Here is a 14,632-nt window from a genome sequence, read left to right on the forward strand (position 1 = left end):
ACAACCATTGTGTTTTGAAATATACCACAGAGAGGCCGCCCTCGTGCCAGATGGGCAGGCTCCCTCCCCCGCCGAAGGGAGAGAAGGGCCGCAGAGGTAGGCCGGCGCAGCGCGCGATTCAGCTCTCACGGCGCGCTCGCTGTTGCAGCTCGTAGAGCTTGCTGATGGCCTCAATCGGGGTCAGACTCTCGATATCCAGGGTCTTCAGCTCCTCAAGGATCGGATGCGACTCCGCGGCAAAGAGCGTCATCTGCCAACCCAAGGGCATAGTCATATCCTTCATAGCCTTACGTCGCGCCTGAGCCTCGCCCTTGCTCTCCAGTTCCGCCAGAATCTCCTGTGCCCGATGGATGACCGGGCGTGGAATGCCGGCCAGCTCGGCCACGTGCACCCCATAGCTGCGATCGGCCCCGCCCGGGACGATCTTGCGCAGAAAGAGGATACGGCCCTCCTCCTCACTGACCGCTACATTAAAGCAGCGGATGCGCGGCAGGACTCGCGCTACCTCTACCAATTCGTGATAATGGGTAGCGAAGAGCGTCCGTGCTCCACAGCGCTTATTGTTATGCAGATACTCGACCACTGCCCGCGCGATGGCCAGGCCATCATAGGTGCTGGTACCGCGCCCGATCTCATCGAGGATGACCAGACTGCGCGGGGTAGCATGGTGCAGAATATTGGCCGTCTCCACCATTTCGACCATAAAGGTGCTCTGGCCCGTCGCCAGGTCGTCCTGGGCCCCAATGCGTGTAAAGATGCGGTCCACAATGCCGATGGTGGCCGCCTGGGCTGGCACATAGCTGCCGATCTGGGCCATCAGGGTGATCAGCGCCACCTGGCGCAGATAGGTCGACTTCCCCGCCATATTCGGCCCAGTAATAATGAGAATCTGCGCCTCGTGATTCGACAGCTCCGCATCGTTGGGGACAAAGGGCACATCCGGCTGAGCCTGCTCCACAACCGGATGGCGCCCGGCAATGATGCGAATGGTATCCCCGTCGTTCAGCTCAGGACGACAATAGTTATTGCGCGCTGCCACTTCGGCCAGGCTCAGATAGACGTCGATCTCGGCCAAGGCATGAGCCGTGGCAAGCACTCGCTCCGAGCCTTGAGCGGCGATCTCTGCCCGAATCTGGGCAAACAGCTCGCTCTCCAGCTTGTTGATGCGCTCGCGCGCATTGAGAATGGTCGCCTCGTACTCCTTCAACTCTGGCGTCACAAAGCGCTCGCTGTTGGTCAGAGTCTGGCGCCGCTGATAGTCGGCAGGCACACGCTGCTTGTGAGCATTGGAGACCTCAATGAAATAGCCGGTGTTTTTGTTGTAGCCTACCTTGAGGGAGCTGATGCCAGTTCGGGACCGCTCGCGCTGCTCCAGACGCTCTAACCAGCGCTGCCCATCCTGTGAGAGCGCGCGCAACTGATCGAGTTCGTCGTTGAAACCGGGCCGGATGATCCCCCCCTCGGAGGTGCTTGCCGGCGGTTCCGGCACAATGGCGCGCTCAATCAGCGTAATGACCTCTTCGGTATCAGCCAACCGTTGCAGCAAGGCCGCTAGCGAGGGCATTGCGCGCAGCGCTGCCGCCCCCTCCTTATCAGCCGCCAGGTCGGCGCGGATCTCCGCCGCTCCGCGCAGGCTGCTGGCCAGGGCGATGAGATCGCGTGGACCGGCGATGCGCTGGCGCACACGATTGATCAGGCGCTCGACATCGCCAATTTTTTTGAGGATCTCACCAAGCCGCGCCCGCACCAGCGGGTCGGCTAACAGCTCGGCAATCACTTCCTGGCGCTGACGCAGGGCCGTAATATCCAGGAGCGGCTGACCAAGCCAGCGGCGCAATAAGCGTCCGCCCATTGGAGTGCGCGTACGATCGAGCACCCAAAGCAGCGAACCTTTGAGGGTACCACTGCGTCCACTCTCGAAGAGCTCCAGGTTGCGCCGAGTATGGGGGTCAAGAGTCATAAAGCTAGCGGTCGAGTAGGTCTCCAGAGCGGCGAGCTGGGGCACAATCTCCTTCTGCGTCTCTTGCACATAGGCCAGAACAGCCCCGGCGGCGCGGATGGCGAGCGGTAGCTTTTCGCAGCCAAAGCCCTCTAGAGAGACGACGCCAAAGTGAGTCTGCAGGCGATGGCGCGCATCCGCCTCGCTGAAGAAGCGGGCATCGTAGGGGGTCACATGACCAGCCAGCCCCTTGAAGAGGCGCGCCAGCGGAGCGTAATCCTCATCATCGTCCTCATCCAGCTCGTTCTGCTCCCCCAAGAAGGCCGCCGCCCCTTCAGGATCGCCATTGCTGCCGAGGCGGGGAAGCGGCTTCTCACTCATCAGCGCTGCCAGCCAGCGCCGCTTGCGATTGCTTGACTGCCCATAGTGGGCCTCCACCAGAACCTCCGCCGGGGCAATGCGCGCTATCTCCTGCTGTAAAGTCAGTTCCGGCTCGCCCGTTGTAATCTGCGTTGTGGCAAATTCGCCCGTGGTAATGTCCACATAGGCCACGCCGACGGCGTTGCGCCCCATCACCACCGCCGCCAGAAAGTTATTACGCTTGGCAGCCAGCATGGCCGGCTCAACTACCGTTCCCGGCGTCACAATGCGCGTCACCTCGCGCTCTACCAGCCCCCGCGAGAGGGCCGGATCGCTGACCTGCTCGCAGACAGCTACCCGGTAGCCCTTGCTTACCAGGCGAGCAATGTAGCTTTCAGCTGCCTGATGCGGCACCCCGGCCATGGGAGCCTTCTCTCCGCGACCAAAATCGCGCCGCGTCAGGGCGATCTCCAGCTCCCGCGCCACGATCTCGGCATCTTCGTCAAACATCTCATAGAAGTCGCCCATACGGAAAAAGAGGATGGTGTCGGGATAGCGCTCCTTGATGGCAAGATACTGAGACCGGATCGGACTATGGTTGCTCTGCTGACCTCTCTCGTACTCCTCAAATAGCACGGTTCACCTCTCCCAGAGACTCTTGGCGTGATGCTTAGTTTACCCCGAATCCACCGCTTTGTAAAAGCGTTCTAGCCATCCTGCCGCTCGTCAGCACCGCTAGCTGTTCAGTCCTACTCGGTTGCCAGTACGATTAGCTTTTGCATATACTTTGAACATCCCCATGTGGGCTGGAGGAACCACGTCGCGAGGCCCGGCTCTTCCTGGCGCGGTCTCTTCCTCCGATCTCGCTCGTAAGGTAAGCTCACGCATGAGCGTCGAGACGCTGGCACTATATGTAGCAATAAGCACGCATCGATAGATCTGCTGTTGAACGGTGCACCATGATGACTGCAAACGGGTCTCCATTGAGCGACGTTGAGCTGTCACTCTTCTCCTGGCACCTCCATATTCCTCTTCCGGTAGGGGTGCTGCTTTTGCTTTCGTTCCTCTTGGGCGCACTGGTTTTCTATGTGATCGCGGTTCTGGCCTCGCTCAAGGACCGGCGAGAGCTGGAGCGACTGCGCCAGCGTGTGGAAGAACTTGAGCGGGAGAAGGCGGCAGCCCTGCAGGCTGCGCAGGTGGCGCGCATTCCTTCCGGCCCGCTTCCGCAGATGCCTCCGGTTGTCCCAATGCCCGGTATCCCAGGCATGCCCGGTCCCAGCACCCCCCCTGGCCATCATCCCGGCCCTCCCGCCGGTTATCCGCCTGGAGGCTATTAAGGCGAGAGCAGCTCCGCCTCGCCTCCTCTCTGGTCCGAGGCAGACCATGCTCTCTCCTCTTTGGTGAAACTGGACGTGCCGCCGGATGCCTGGTCTGAGTCGTGAGTCGATCAGTGAAGTGATCAGCTACGGCTCAGCCAGCTCCATGAGCGCATGAAGAGCTGGCATAAGAAAAGGACGGGTTGGCGCTTCCCGTCCCGAGGGATGATGATTCTTCCTCACAGCGTCCTTCTCTCCTTTGTTTGTCCGCTTGAGGAGGAAGGGCAGTGAGTCACACCACACGTCAGCCGATCAATCGAGTTCGACGCCATGCCGGCCAAAAATGCGCTGCCAGAAACGCAGCTCTGCCGCCGTATCCTCATCATCTTCCCGCACGCGAATCGCCTCGCCAGCCCTGGTCACCGTTTCGCTGGCATCGCTGGTTCCCTCACTCCTGGCTGGCACTTGCGCAGACTGCTCTTCCTCTTCCTGCGGCTGCTCGTCCAGCTCAACGAGAGCTGCGGCCTCCGCTTCAGCAGGGGCGTCGCTCTGGACCTGAGCCTCAGCAGCGAGCTGAGACACTTCTGCCGTGTCCCCACCGTTTTCATCACCTTCCAGCTCGGCGCTGGTAGCATCCCCCCCTGCTGAGAAGAGCAAGTTCTCCTCTTCGGGCCAGATCACTTCCTCCGCTGTCGAAATGACTTCGGGGGAGCCGGCAGGGCTAAACTCGTAGAAAGCCCCTTCTGGAGAGGACTCCATCTTCTCCTGCTCTGCCGAGGAAAGACGTCCCTCGGCTCCATCTTCGCTCTCTAGCTCCTGGTTTTCTGCGGACTCAGAGACCAGCGTTGCCTCATTCGTGGCGTCACTCGCATATTCACGCATAGCCGGCTCTGCCAGGGAAGAGCAGGGTTGCTCAAGTCCAGCTTCGGAGGCCAGCGTCTCAGCTGTATCACTGGGCAGCAGTCCCTCGCCAGTCCTCTCCAGCGTCTCCGCCTCCGTTGCTCCATCGCTCTGGTCAGCGGGCGCCTCTGCTATCGCAGCCCCGCTCGCCAGCTCGGCCTCGGTCGCCTGGAGCACCTCCTTCTCAGACAGCGGAACCACCTCAGCGGGCGCGGCTTGCTCGGCTTGCTCGGCTGTCACAGGAGACGCCACGGCTGCAGGCTCAGAGCCGTCGACCAGCACCACCTCCGCTGGTGCAATGGCGGGCAGGCTACCAGCAGTGGCCTCTTCACGCAGCAAGCGGCGCAAGAACTCATCTTCTGTCAGCTCGTCTTCAGTCCCATCTTCTTCACACGCCGCAAGCGCAGCACTCTCAGCCGGGGCCAACATCTCAGCAGCCGGGAGCGTGCCCTCCTCGATCGAATCGAGCCAGTCATAGGCTCCCTCCAGAGCATGCTCACACCAACGCGTATAATCGCCATCAAAGAGGCCCAGCTGACGACAGGTATCGAGCCGGTGAAACATCGCCTGTAACCATTCCTCACCTCGCTCGCAGAGGCGATCGAGCAAGACGACATCGCTGACACCCCACTCGCGCAGAGCAGTCAGCAGGTTCACCACCCCCTCGGGCGGTTGAAGCTGACGCAGACGCTCCGCGTTCTGCTCAATCTGCTGACGCAGAGCCTGGATTTCCGCCTGCAACACAGCCAGGCGCTGCTCGGCTAACCAGAGCTGATAGCCAGCATAGAACTCCTCTATGTCGCGCCGGCTCAGGCGGCTGTAGAGACGCTGCAACTGCTCGCTGTTATTCATCTCAGTATCCTCAAGCAGAGCATGGGGCCAGTCAGTCGGCAGGAGCCTTCACTCCTACTCCTGGGTTGGGCCCTCTCCCAAGGCGGGGGATTGGGGCGAAGATGGCGAGGGGGAAATGCGCCCCCAGCGCTCCAACCAGCGCTGTACCAGGCGATTGGTGCGTATCCGCTCTTCATCGATGGGACCGGGGCGCCGATCTTTACCCGAGGAGATGGTCAGACGATGGAGCCACTCAGGCAGCTCAAGCTCCTGCAACTTCACCGGCCATCCCAGCTGAGCCAGGCTCTCCTGGTGAGGAGCAGGAAGACTACTACCACGCTGTTCAGCCCCTATCGCGGGCAAGGGTGTCCGCACAGGAGCGGGGCCAAAGCTCCCAGTAGCCTCGCTCGTTTGACGCCTTGGTAAGGCTCCAGAACCACCGGAGGACGACGGCGAGAGATTCACACGCGCCTGCTGCTGACCCTGCTGCTGCCCTTCCCCCTCCAATACGCTCAGCAGCAGACGCACCAGCTGATTCTCTGGCCGCGGCTGCGCTCTCTCTAGCTGGCTGAGCTGCTCTAACAAAGAGGCTCGCTCAGCTTCCAGCGCCTCCAGTTTCCGTCTCAGGCTCTGATCAGTCTCCTGACAGAGTAGCCATTGCTGGTACTGGCCCATTGTACTTGCTCTGCCCAAAGCAGTCGCTTGAATGGCACGCGGCTCCCTTCTGCCAAAGTATACCATGCCTGGCCCCCACGAACAAGCGGCACTTTACACGAGACCGTATACTATGTTTAGGTATTTATGCCTAGCGATAGGCATAAATACCGGTGCTGGTCCCATCTCAACAGGACCAGGGCGTGGATAGTACTCAGATCACGGCGGGGGTACCTTTTCAGATGACATACCCAGCAACTCCTCTAGCTCAAGGCTATACAAAAGAATCGCGGAAGACGGAGCCTGCTTCAGGATCATTACCCGTCTTCTTCGTGCTGCTGCTAGGGATGGCCCTGATGGCCCTTGGCCTCATCCTTCCCCTGCGCGCACTCTACTTTTACCAGGCTTTTCCCGGCTCGTGGGTGGAGCACTGGCTACTCCTGCCAACGCACCTCCTCTTTCCCCACCAGCCACTCGTCTCATCGCGGCATCCCCTTGACAATCAGGCCCTGCACAATGTTCCGCTGAACTGGCACGATCTGCTCCTGCTCGGCGGCGGGCTGGCTCTGGTCTGTCTGCTCTATCTGCTAGCCCTGCGCGCATTGCCTCCCCTGATCTCCTACCGCTTTATCCTCTTATCGACCGCTTTCCTCGGTTTCATTCTAGTATTATATCCTGCTCTGACTTCACAAGACGTTTTTTCTTACATTACCTACGCTCGCATAGGCGTAATTTACCATCTCAATCCCCTGACCACTCTGCCCATTGCTATCTCTCATGATCCCATCTACCAATACATCTTTTGGACAACTCAGCCCTCGGCCTATGGCCCAACCTGGATTGCCTGCACCAGCCTGCTCCAGTGGCTGGCTCTGCAGCTTCACCACAGCAGCGTCTGGAGCATGGTTCTTCTCCTGCGTCTTTTCGGTCTGACCATGCATCTCGGCGCCACCATCCTTCTCTGGAGCAGCAGCGGCCTGGCGCTTGCGCCGCAAGAGGCCCCGTCCCCGCGCCTCCGTCTGGTTCGTCTCACCGCCACCCTGGCTCTGGCCTGGAATCCCCTGCTCCTCCTGGAGGCCTGCGTCAATGCCCACAACGACGCCACTATTCTCTTCCTCATCATGTTGGCCTGCTGGCTCCTCTTCCACTGGCAGCGCCGTCAGCAGCTGCCCTGGCTGCTGGCAGCCACGCTGGTTCTGGCCCTGGCTGCCTGTCTCAAAATTACCTTTATTGTCATCTTCCCCGGTCTGCTGCTCTTCCTCCTGGCCCGCGAGGAGCGGCGTCCTTTCTGGCAGCGCCTGCGCCTACCAGCCGCCATGCTGCTCGCTTACGCTGGCTGTATTGTGCTGCTCTACTGGCCATTCTGGCAGCACGGGGCAGTCCTGCGCTTGTTCCAGGTCAACCCCAGCGCCTCGATGGCCCGCAACACCCCATATGAATTCCTAGTACATCTTTATGCGACGATTGCCCAGATTCGCTTGATTCAGATTGATCCAAATACGGGTTCCTATCCTGAGATTATCGCCCACGCTATCGCCAGCCTGCTCTTCGTCCTCGCTTATGGTAGCCTCTGCCTCTACACCTTGCGACGGCCTGCCTCTATCCGTTCGCTTCCGGCCCTCTTCGGCTGGATGGCCCTGGCCTGGCTTCTCTTCTGTTTCGTCGGCTCAACCTGGTTCTGGCCGTGGTATCTGGTGAGCTGGGTTGGCTTAAGCCTGCTCGTGCTGGCAAGCGACAAGAGCTGGCAATCCTTGCTCCGCTCGCGAGCCTTTGCCGTTACTACGGCCTTCACCGCTTTCTGCATGCTCTCAATTTACGCCGGCTATGTCTGGGGAATGGAGCGCACAGGGCTTCCCTTCTTCCCAGGCCTACAGATCAGCTGGCTGCGCGGCCTGTGGGGCTGGTCCTTCCTGCTCCTGCTCATCCCGCTCATGCTGGCCCAGCGTCGGCGTCAGCGAACCTGGTCAACGCTAGCAGCGCCACCGCTGCCGCTGGCGAGCCGCGGACAGGGACGCGACCCGCAACGGCAGGGGCGCTTGCCAGTCTCCTGAGTGAGTGCCAGGGAAGAGGCAATGGGCGAGATGGACAGAGCAACTTCCTCCGCGGAAGCGAGCCAGAGTTCCGGCGCGTCACCTGGGCTCTGATCAGACGGCGCGCCGGCTTCGGCTCAACCGATGCGCCTGGAGCCACCGAGGGCAGAGTATTGGCAGCTAAGCCAGCCCTTCACGCTCCAGGGCGGTATTATGAGAGATGCGCAGGAGGAGGCCGATTATGATATAGTTAGCGATCACCGAGCTACCACCATAGCTCAGGAAAGGCAGGGGAATACCAGTGAGGGGGAGCAGCTTGATATTGCCAGCGGCAATAATGAGGGTCTGCAGGGCGAAGATGGAGGTCAGGCCCGCCGCCAGCAGCTGGTTAAAGGGATCACGGGCCTCCATAGCAATGCGGTAGCCGCGGTAGATCAGCAGCAGATAGAGGCCGATGAGGGCCAATAAGCCCGCCAGCCCCAACTCTTCGCCGAAGGCCGTCAGGACCATATCCGACTCCACTACCGGAACTATCGTCGGATGCCCCAGACCGAGGCCGGCGCCAAGAATGCCACCGCTAGAGAGCGTGATCAGTCCCTGGACGATCTGGAAGCCCTGGTTCTCGGCAAAGTTGGTCTGGGCGGCGGTCCAGTGCTGCCAGTTTACCACATCAAAGCTAACTACCGCGAAGCGGGTGCGCACATAGCTGAAGAGTGAGTAGCCAATGAGGGCCAGCAGGGCAAAGAGGAGCAACCCAAAGAAGACATAGGACTTCTTCTGCGAGCTGAGGTAGATCATGCAGAGGAAGAGGCCGTAGATCAACAGGGCCAGCCCTAACTCGCGGACCACCAGGAAGAGCAGCAAGGCAATGCCCAGCATCATAAAGACAGGGCCGAGCTGGCGCAATGGCGGCAGACGGAAAGGACCAAAGCGCGGGCCTTTGCCAGCCAGAATATCGCGATTCTCGCTCAGGTAGGCCGCAAAGAAAATGACAATGCAGATCTTGAGCAACTCCGAGGGCTGGAAGGCAAAAGGACCCAGCTTGAGCTGGTCATGCGTCGGGCTGTCAAGGTTCTTCACATGGAGGGTATTGATCAGGGTGACACAGACCAGAACGAGGCCCAGCACAGCCCAGGTGTATTTGTAGCGCTCCAGCCACTGCATGCGACGCAGGCCGAAGAGCGTGACCATGCACATGATAATGCCCAGGATCACCCAGATCAGCTGCTGCGTCCCCAGCGTAGGGCGATTGATATCGGGACCGATGCGCATCGCCATCAGGACCCCCAGGCCGCTGAGTAATCCCACCAGCGGCAGGAGCATCTGATCAGCTCGCGAGAAAAAGAAGCTCAGCACGATGTTGACCGTCACAAACAGGGCGATCAGACCCAGGATAGGGATAAGGCCCTGGATCGGCGGCAAATTGCGCGTGCTCAGCGAGGAGGTCTGATCACGATTAGCAAGCAAGAGCTGGGACATGCCCAGCAGCAGAATCAGGAATGGGATAATGAACAATCCCAGTTCTTTCCAGCGATAGCGAAACGTCATTGCAGCCAGACCTTTCACTGTCAGCGAGTCTTGGCAAACCGGAGCGCGCCGCGCCATCCCCCCGAACCCTAGCGAGCGCATGAAGAGTGACCGAACCGAACCCAACCAGCCACGCCGCTGCCTACTAGCGCGCCCCTCAACCGATCAAACGAGCCAGTGAGCGAGTCAGAGGGATCGGGGAGGGAAGAGCAGGCTCTGCGAGCTAGGGCGTGAGCTTAAAAGAGACCGGCCCGATCTGGATCAGATCACCGGGCCGGGCGGGTAATGGCTCACGAGCCGGTTTGCTATTCAGGAAGGTACCATTGACGCTACCGGCATCCTGGACATACCAGACACCATTGCGATACCAGAGCCGCGTATGCTCGGCGGAAATAAAAGGGTAGGGCAGCTGGATCGTGTTGGTAGGGCCACGTCCAATCGTTGTTTGTGGCATCAGGTCAAAGCGCGTCCCCGGCAGCAGATTGCTGGGACCGCTATCGACCACCACCAGATGCCCGACCACCGGCGGCGTGCGCACATTCATCTCGCTTCCCAGCGCCGCCGTCCTGCGCAGATCGCGGGAGATCGTCAGCACAACTTGCATCAAAAAGAGGTAGAGAAGGATGAGCAGCAAGATCCTTAATATCAATAAAAAGACATCCAAAGGCATGAGTCAGTGTCCCTACCTTCGCTCAAAGTAGAAATCGTAGCTTCCAATGGTGAAACGATCGCCGCTGCGCAGGGTATGCTGCCGTACCCCGGGCATCCCATTCACTGTGATTCCGTTCGTGCTACCGAGATCGAAGAGCATAAACTGGCCATTGGGCTGATATTTGATTTGCGCATGGTAGCGCGAGACGCGCTTATCTTCCACAATAATATCGTTATTGAGCTGTCTCCCGATATTGATGACTGGCTTCTCGATACGATAGATCTGCTGGCCCTGTGGCACGCGAATGGTCAGCCAGGCTTGCGGCATAGGGGGAGCGGGGCGGACGGTAGCCAGGCCACTCATCGAGGAGCCGGCGGGCACATCGATGCCGGGCAAGAGTTGGCCAGACTGCAACTGGGCCCGCAGCTGCGCGAGCTGCTCGGCGCTCAGGGCCTGGGTCTCCATCACCTCGCCATCGACGCTGGGATCGCCGGTGCGATGCTGCCGGTCAACCAGTTCGGCCTCGATGCGAACCAGGCCAGGGCGCAAGCTGCTGTCGGCGTGCAGGCGCAGTACCGGATTGGAGCGCAGGGTATAGTGTCGTTGGCGGGCCAGATTCACTAGATCTTCCTGCCACTCTCGGACCAGAATCGCCTGGCTGGGGGAGAAACGCTGATGATCCTTGATACTCAAATAAATATCGTAGACGTTTGGTGCCAGCAGGCGATCCACCCCCTGGAAAACGTTATCCTCCATCGCCCGCTCCAGCTTGCGGGCCACCTCCACCGGCTCCAGTCTCGAAGGAAAGAGAAAGGCAAACGGCCCCTCGATCAGCCGCTGCATAAAGGCTTCAAACCGTGAGAGTGGATTCTGGCGCGTTTTCACCCTGGCTCACGCTCCCTTTACAGAATCTGCCGAACCTGCTCCACATCGGCGGCCATCTGCTCCTTCAAGGCTTCTATACTGTCAAAACGCCGCTCATCGCGTAATCGCGCGATGAATTCTACCAGAATGCGCTTGCCATAGAGATCAAGCTCGACATCCAGCAGGTACGCCTCCACCAGTGGGCGCTTGCTGGGAAAATTAGGACGAATCCCGACGTTTACCGCACTCTTATAGACGTGAGGAGAAGAAAACACGTCACTCATTCCCGCCTCCTCCACCGCCACCCGCGCCGCGTAGATGCCATTGGCCGGCAGTAAGCGAAACGGCTCTGGCACAATATTGGCCGTTGGGAAACCCAACAGCCTGCCACGATGATCGCCGTGAACGACGATGCCGCTCAAGAGCAAGGGATGTCCGAGCAGATCGGCAGCCTCGGCGATTCGGCCTGCACTGACGAGCGCGCGAATCTCTGTACTACTCACGCGTACCCCGCGAATCTCCTCCAGCGGGAGCGCGCGGACCACCAGCCCATGCTCTGCGCCATAGCCTTGCAGGAAGGCGATATTGCCCTCGCGATTATGCCCCAGGCTGAAGTTCTCGCCTACCACAAGCCCTTTCAGGTCAAAGGCCGCACGCAGCTCATCCAGAAACTGGCGTGCCGACATGGCCGCGACCTGCGGCGTAAACTCTATTACGATGTAGTCCTCGACCCCGCCATAGCGCCGCGCCAGCGCCAGTTTCTCCTCCAGTGAGGTCAGGCACTGCAGTGGCACATGGGGCCGTACGACCGCCAGCGTATGCGGCTCAAAGGTCAGCAGCACTGGTTTACAGCCCAGGGTCGCCGCCAATGCTCGCAGCTCATGGAGCAGGCGCTGGTGCCCTCTATGAATGCCATCGAAGTTCCCGATGGTGATGACAATTGGTTCCTGCGCGGTTACGGTGGTTTGATAGTTCATAATGAATAGTGGTGGCCCTTTACGTTCTGCTCAGTGTCGCACCCGCAGCGGGCGTTTTAATAGTATCACAGCTCTAGTGGTCAGGCAACAATCGCGCCCTTTCTTAACCAGCCTGGGGGAATTGCGCGCCGTTGCCGTCTCGCTCAGGAGGGTCTTTCGGGTCGAAAGACCCGCATCGGGTGCCAGAGGCGTTGCTCTGGCTGCCAGACAGCTAAGGCCCAGGTCCGGCCCTGCTCGTCGCAGACGCGCGCCAGCGGGGGCTGCTCTCCTGGGTGGGGGCCGTCCTGTTCCCTGCTGGAGGCCAGGGCGAAGGTCAGGCTGTCTGACTCCGACCCGGGAGCGCGAAAGCTGTTCCCATGCAGGACCCGCTCCAGAGTTTTAGCATCGACGACAAGAGCCGGGTAATGCTGGAGAGCAATATCCAGCGGCAGCAGATAACGCTCAAGGTTGCCGCTTGCCAGCGCCTCGGCCAGCTGCTCCAGCGTGATGCTTTCCTGCAGCGTCAATGGCCCGCTGCGCGTACGCAGCAAGGCGCTCAGATAAGCTCCACAACCGAGGCGCTGGCCCAGGTCGTGGGCCAGTGAGCGAATGTAGGTTCCCTTGCTGCACTCGATCTCTAGCTGTAGCCGCGGCTTTTCCCAGGCGAGGAGGACCAGGCGCTCAATCACGACCGGGCGGGCTTCCAGCTTGAGGCTTTCACCAGCCCGCGCGCGACGATAGGCCGGCTCCCCTTGCAGCTTGATCGCTGAGTAGGGCGGAGGCACCTGCAGCTGTGGCCCGAGAAAGGTGCGCAGGAGACTCTCAATTTGCTCACGAGTAATATCTGGGACCGGCTGCGTGTTCAGAACCTGCCCCTCGCGGTCATAGGTGTCGGTCTCTACCCCCAGGACAATCTCGGCCTGATAGGCTTTGCCACTCTCGCTCAGATAGTCGGCAACGCGCGTGGCGAGACCGACGCAGACGGGCAGAACGCCACTGGCGAGCGGGTCCAGCGTCCCAGCGTGGCCCACACGCTGTTGACGCAGCAGACGGCGCACGCGCGCGACAACATCGTGCGAGGTGAGACCTACGGGTTTGTTGATGTTGAGGATGCCGTCCATTGCTCCCCTCCCCGCCGTAGCTCAGCCTCCAGCCTGGCTACTACAAAAGGAATCGCCTGCTCCAACGGCAGATCAAGTGTGGCCCCGGCGGCGCGGGCATGGCCACCGCCGCGCCCCAGGCGCTGGCAGATCTCTGCGGCGTTATAGGGAGCCGCACAGCGCAGGCTCAGGCGCGTCGTGCCGGGTGTACCGTAGCTCTTGAAGAAGGCCGCAATCTTCACTCCTTCGATATCACGGAGCAGGCCGGACAGATTATCATCCATCTCCGGCAAAGCTCCAGTCTCGGCCAGCGTGGCATCATTGGCCCACGACCAGATCAGTTGCCCATCGCAGGCCGTCTGCGCCTGCAGCAGGACCCTGGCCCGCAGGCGCTCCTGGGCCAGCGGGCGCGTACGAAAGACGGCCTGGGCGATCGGCTCGGGCGAGGCTCCGGCCTGCAGCAGCAGAGCGGCTGCCTCCAGCGTGCGAGCGGTCGTGCTGGGAAACTGGAACGAGCCAGTATCGGTCATCAAGCCTGTCAGCAAGCAGAGGGCCGCCTCCGGCATCAGCGGCAGCTGGGCCTGCTGTTGGAAGAGGACCAGCAGCTCCGCTGTAGCCGCGGCTGTTGGATCAATGATCGCCACCTGCCCACAGCCCGCACTGCTGATATGGTGATCAATATTGAGCAGCGGCACCTGCTCCAGAAAGGAGCGGTGACGTTCATAGAGGCGGCCAAAGCGCGGCAGTTCTCCTGCATCAAGCGCAACCACCAGATCGAAATCCTCATCTCCCAGGTCCTGCTGAAAGCGCTCCTGCGCTGGAAGAAAGGAATAAGCACGCGGCGGCGGGTCGGCACAACAGGGCACCGCTACCTTGCCCAAGGCCCAGAGCATATGCGCCAGGCCCAGGGCGGAGCCAAGACAGTCCCCATCAGGATGCTCATGGGCCAGCAGGGCCACGCGCCGGGCCGGACCTAGCAAGGCCAGGGCACGCTCCACCTGATCCACTGGTAGCTGAGCGGCCAGGGCAGTCGCAGATGCGCTCATTCCGCCTCCGTTGAATCAGTGGTCTGACCTCGCTCTTCTTCCACGTCCGGCTGAGGAGGCAGGCCAGTCTGAGATTCCTGCTGCTGAGCATGTTCTTGCTCGATCTGCTTGATCAGCTCCATGACCTGGGCCCCTTTCTCTAGCGAGAGGTCCAGCTTGAAGACCAGCTCAGGCACATGTCGCAGTACCAGACGACCCGCCAGCTCATGGCGCAGAAAGCCGGTAGCCCGTTTGAGGGCCGCCATCGTATTGCGGCGCTCCTCATCGCTGCCCAGCACACTGACATAGACCTTGGCGTGGGCCAGATCACCGCTCACCTCTACCCGCGTAATACTGACAAAGCCGATGCGCGGGTCTTTCATGCGCGTGCGCAGCAGATCGCTGAGCTCCTCGGCAATCAACTCACCCAGCTTTTCCTGGCGATACAGGTTTGGCATGATCCATCCCCTTCCTGGGC

The 14,632-nt window shown here is 60.6% G+C and carries 12 protein-coding genes; 2 read left to right on the forward strand and 10 right to left on the reverse strand.

Translation table 11 applies throughout. The annotated features are described in order from the left end of the window. Positions 1-118: 118 nt before the first annotated feature. Positions 119-2,935: a DNA mismatch repair protein MutS gene (gene mutS, locus KTAU_RS08680; RefSeq protein ID WP_151728009.1), complete on the reverse strand. Its 2,817-nt coding sequence runs from the start codon at positions 2,933-2,935 to the stop codon at positions 119-121. A 323-nt stretch (positions 2,936-3,258) separates the two neighbouring features. Here mutS and KTAU_RS08685 point away from each other — a divergent pair, with 323 nt between their 5' ends. Then, on the forward strand, positions 3,259-3,636 hold the full coding sequence (locus tag KTAU_RS08685; RefSeq protein WP_151728010.1) for a lipopolysaccharide assembly protein LapA domain-containing protein: 378 nt from the start codon (positions 3,259-3,261) through the stop codon (positions 3,634-3,636). 291 nt (positions 3,637-3,927) lie between these two features. On the opposite strand, the gene KTAU_RS08690 is transcribed toward KTAU_RS08685, so the two are convergent. Together KTAU_RS08690 and KTAU_RS08695 are read right to left on the reverse strand one after the other, a co-directional pair. Next, a complete protein-coding gene (locus KTAU_RS08690; protein ID WP_151728011.1) occupies positions 3,928-5,367 on the reverse strand; it encodes a hypothetical protein in 1,440 nt (479 codons plus the stop codon). A gap of 54 nt (positions 5,368-5,421) precedes the next feature. Next, the gene (locus tag KTAU_RS08695; RefSeq protein ID WP_151728012.1) at positions 5,422-6,087 is read right to left on the reverse strand and encodes a hypothetical protein; all 666 of its coding nucleotides are present in this window, start codon (positions 6,085-6,087) and stop codon (positions 5,422-5,424) included. A gap of 155 nt (positions 6,088-6,242) precedes the next feature. Between KTAU_RS08695 and KTAU_RS08700 the strand changes: the two genes are divergently transcribed. Next, positions 6,243-8,051 carry an MptA/MptB family glycosyltransferase gene (locus tag KTAU_RS08700; RefSeq protein WP_151728013.1) on the forward strand — a complete coding sequence of 603 codons (1,809 nt, stop codon included), beginning with the start codon at positions 6,243-6,245 and terminating at the stop codon, positions 8,049-8,051. Between the two features lie 159 nt (positions 8,052-8,210). Here KTAU_RS08700 and KTAU_RS08705 read toward each other — a convergent pair whose 3' ends face one another. The 7 genes from KTAU_RS08705 to rbfA all read right to left on the reverse strand — a co-directional run bounded on the left by KTAU_RS08705 (position 8,211) and on the right by rbfA (position 14,612). Continuing rightward, on the reverse strand, positions 8,211-9,578 hold the full coding sequence (locus KTAU_RS08705; RefSeq protein WP_151728014.1) for an FtsW/RodA/SpoVE family cell cycle protein: 1,368 nt from the start codon (positions 9,576-9,578) through the stop codon (positions 8,211-8,213). Between the two features lie 202 nt (positions 9,579-9,780). Continuing rightward, entirely contained in the window at positions 9,781-10,227 is a 447-nt protein-coding gene (locus tag KTAU_RS08710; RefSeq protein ID WP_112433009.1) for an FHA domain-containing protein, read from the reverse strand. Between the two features lie 12 nt (positions 10,228-10,239). Next, a complete protein-coding gene (locus KTAU_RS08715) occupies positions 10,240-11,094 on the reverse strand; it encodes an FHA domain-containing protein (RefSeq protein WP_151728015.1) in 855 nt (284 codons plus the stop codon). A gap of 17 nt (positions 11,095-11,111) precedes the next feature. Continuing rightward, entirely contained in the window at positions 11,112-12,050 is a 939-nt protein-coding gene (locus KTAU_RS08720) for a bifunctional riboflavin kinase/FAD synthetase (protein ID WP_151728016.1), read from the reverse strand. 143 nt (positions 12,051-12,193) lie between these two features. Then, positions 12,194-13,150 (reverse strand): tRNA pseudouridine(55) synthase TruB, encoded by a 957-nt coding sequence (gene truB, locus KTAU_RS08725; protein WP_151728017.1) that lies wholly within the window; start codon positions 13,148-13,150, stop codon positions 12,194-12,196. Next, entirely contained in the window at positions 13,117-14,175 is a 1,059-nt protein-coding gene (locus KTAU_RS08730) for a DHH family phosphoesterase (RefSeq protein ID WP_151728018.1), read from the reverse strand. Before KTAU_RS08730 ends, truB begins: the two co-directional genes overlap by 34 nt. Further along, positions 14,172-14,612 carry a 30S ribosome-binding factor RbfA gene (gene rbfA, locus KTAU_RS08735; RefSeq protein ID WP_151728019.1) on the reverse strand — a complete coding sequence of 147 codons (441 nt, stop codon included), beginning with the start codon at positions 14,610-14,612 and terminating at the stop codon, positions 14,172-14,174. The genes KTAU_RS08730 and rbfA overlap by 4 nt, the downstream gene beginning before the upstream one ends. Positions 14,613-14,632 lie beyond the last annotated feature (20 nt).

The organism is Thermogemmatispora aurantia (assembly GCF_008974285.1).
GTDB classification, from domain to species: domain Bacteria; phylum Chloroflexota; class Ktedonobacteria; order Ktedonobacterales; family Ktedonobacteraceae; genus Thermogemmatispora; species Thermogemmatispora aurantia.

Bases quoted from the DNA above. Each gene is read 5' to 3' on its own strand.
- KTAU_RS08685 (WP_151728010.1), top strand. From the start codon at position 3,259: ATGATGACTGCAAACGGGTCTCCATTGAGCGACGTTGAGCTGTCACTC.
- KTAU_RS08690 (WP_151728011.1), bottom strand. From the start codon at position 5,367: ATGAATAACAGCGAGCAGTTGCAGCGTCTCTACAGCCGCCTGAGCCGG.
- KTAU_RS08695 (WP_151728012.1), bottom strand. From the start codon at position 6,087: ATGGTATACTTTGGCAGAAGGGAGCCGCGTGCCATTCAAGCGACTGCT.
- KTAU_RS08700 (WP_151728013.1), top strand. From the start codon at position 6,243: ATGACATACCCAGCAACTCCTCTAGCTCAAGGCTATACAAAAGAATCG.
- KTAU_RS08705 (WP_151728014.1), bottom strand. From the start codon at position 9,578: ATGACGTTTCGCTATCGCTGGAAAGAACTGGGATTGTTCATTATCCCA.
- KTAU_RS08710 (WP_112433009.1), bottom strand. From the start codon at position 10,227: ATGCCTTTGGATGTCTTTTTATTGATATTAAGGATCTTGCTGCTCATC.
- KTAU_RS08720 (WP_151728016.1), bottom strand. From the start codon at position 12,050: ATGAACTATCAAACCACCGTAACCGCGCAGGAACCAATTGTCATCACC.
- truB (WP_151728017.1), bottom strand. From the start codon at position 13,150: ATGGACGGCATCCTCAACATCAACAAACCCGTAGGTCTCACCTCGCAC.
- KTAU_RS08730 (WP_151728018.1), bottom strand. From the start codon at position 14,175: ATGAGCGCATCTGCGACTGCCCTGGCCGCTCAGCTACCAGTGGATCAG.
- rbfA (WP_151728019.1), bottom strand. From the start codon at position 14,612: ATGCCAAACCTGTATCGCCAGGAAAAGCTGGGTGAGTTGATTGCCGAG.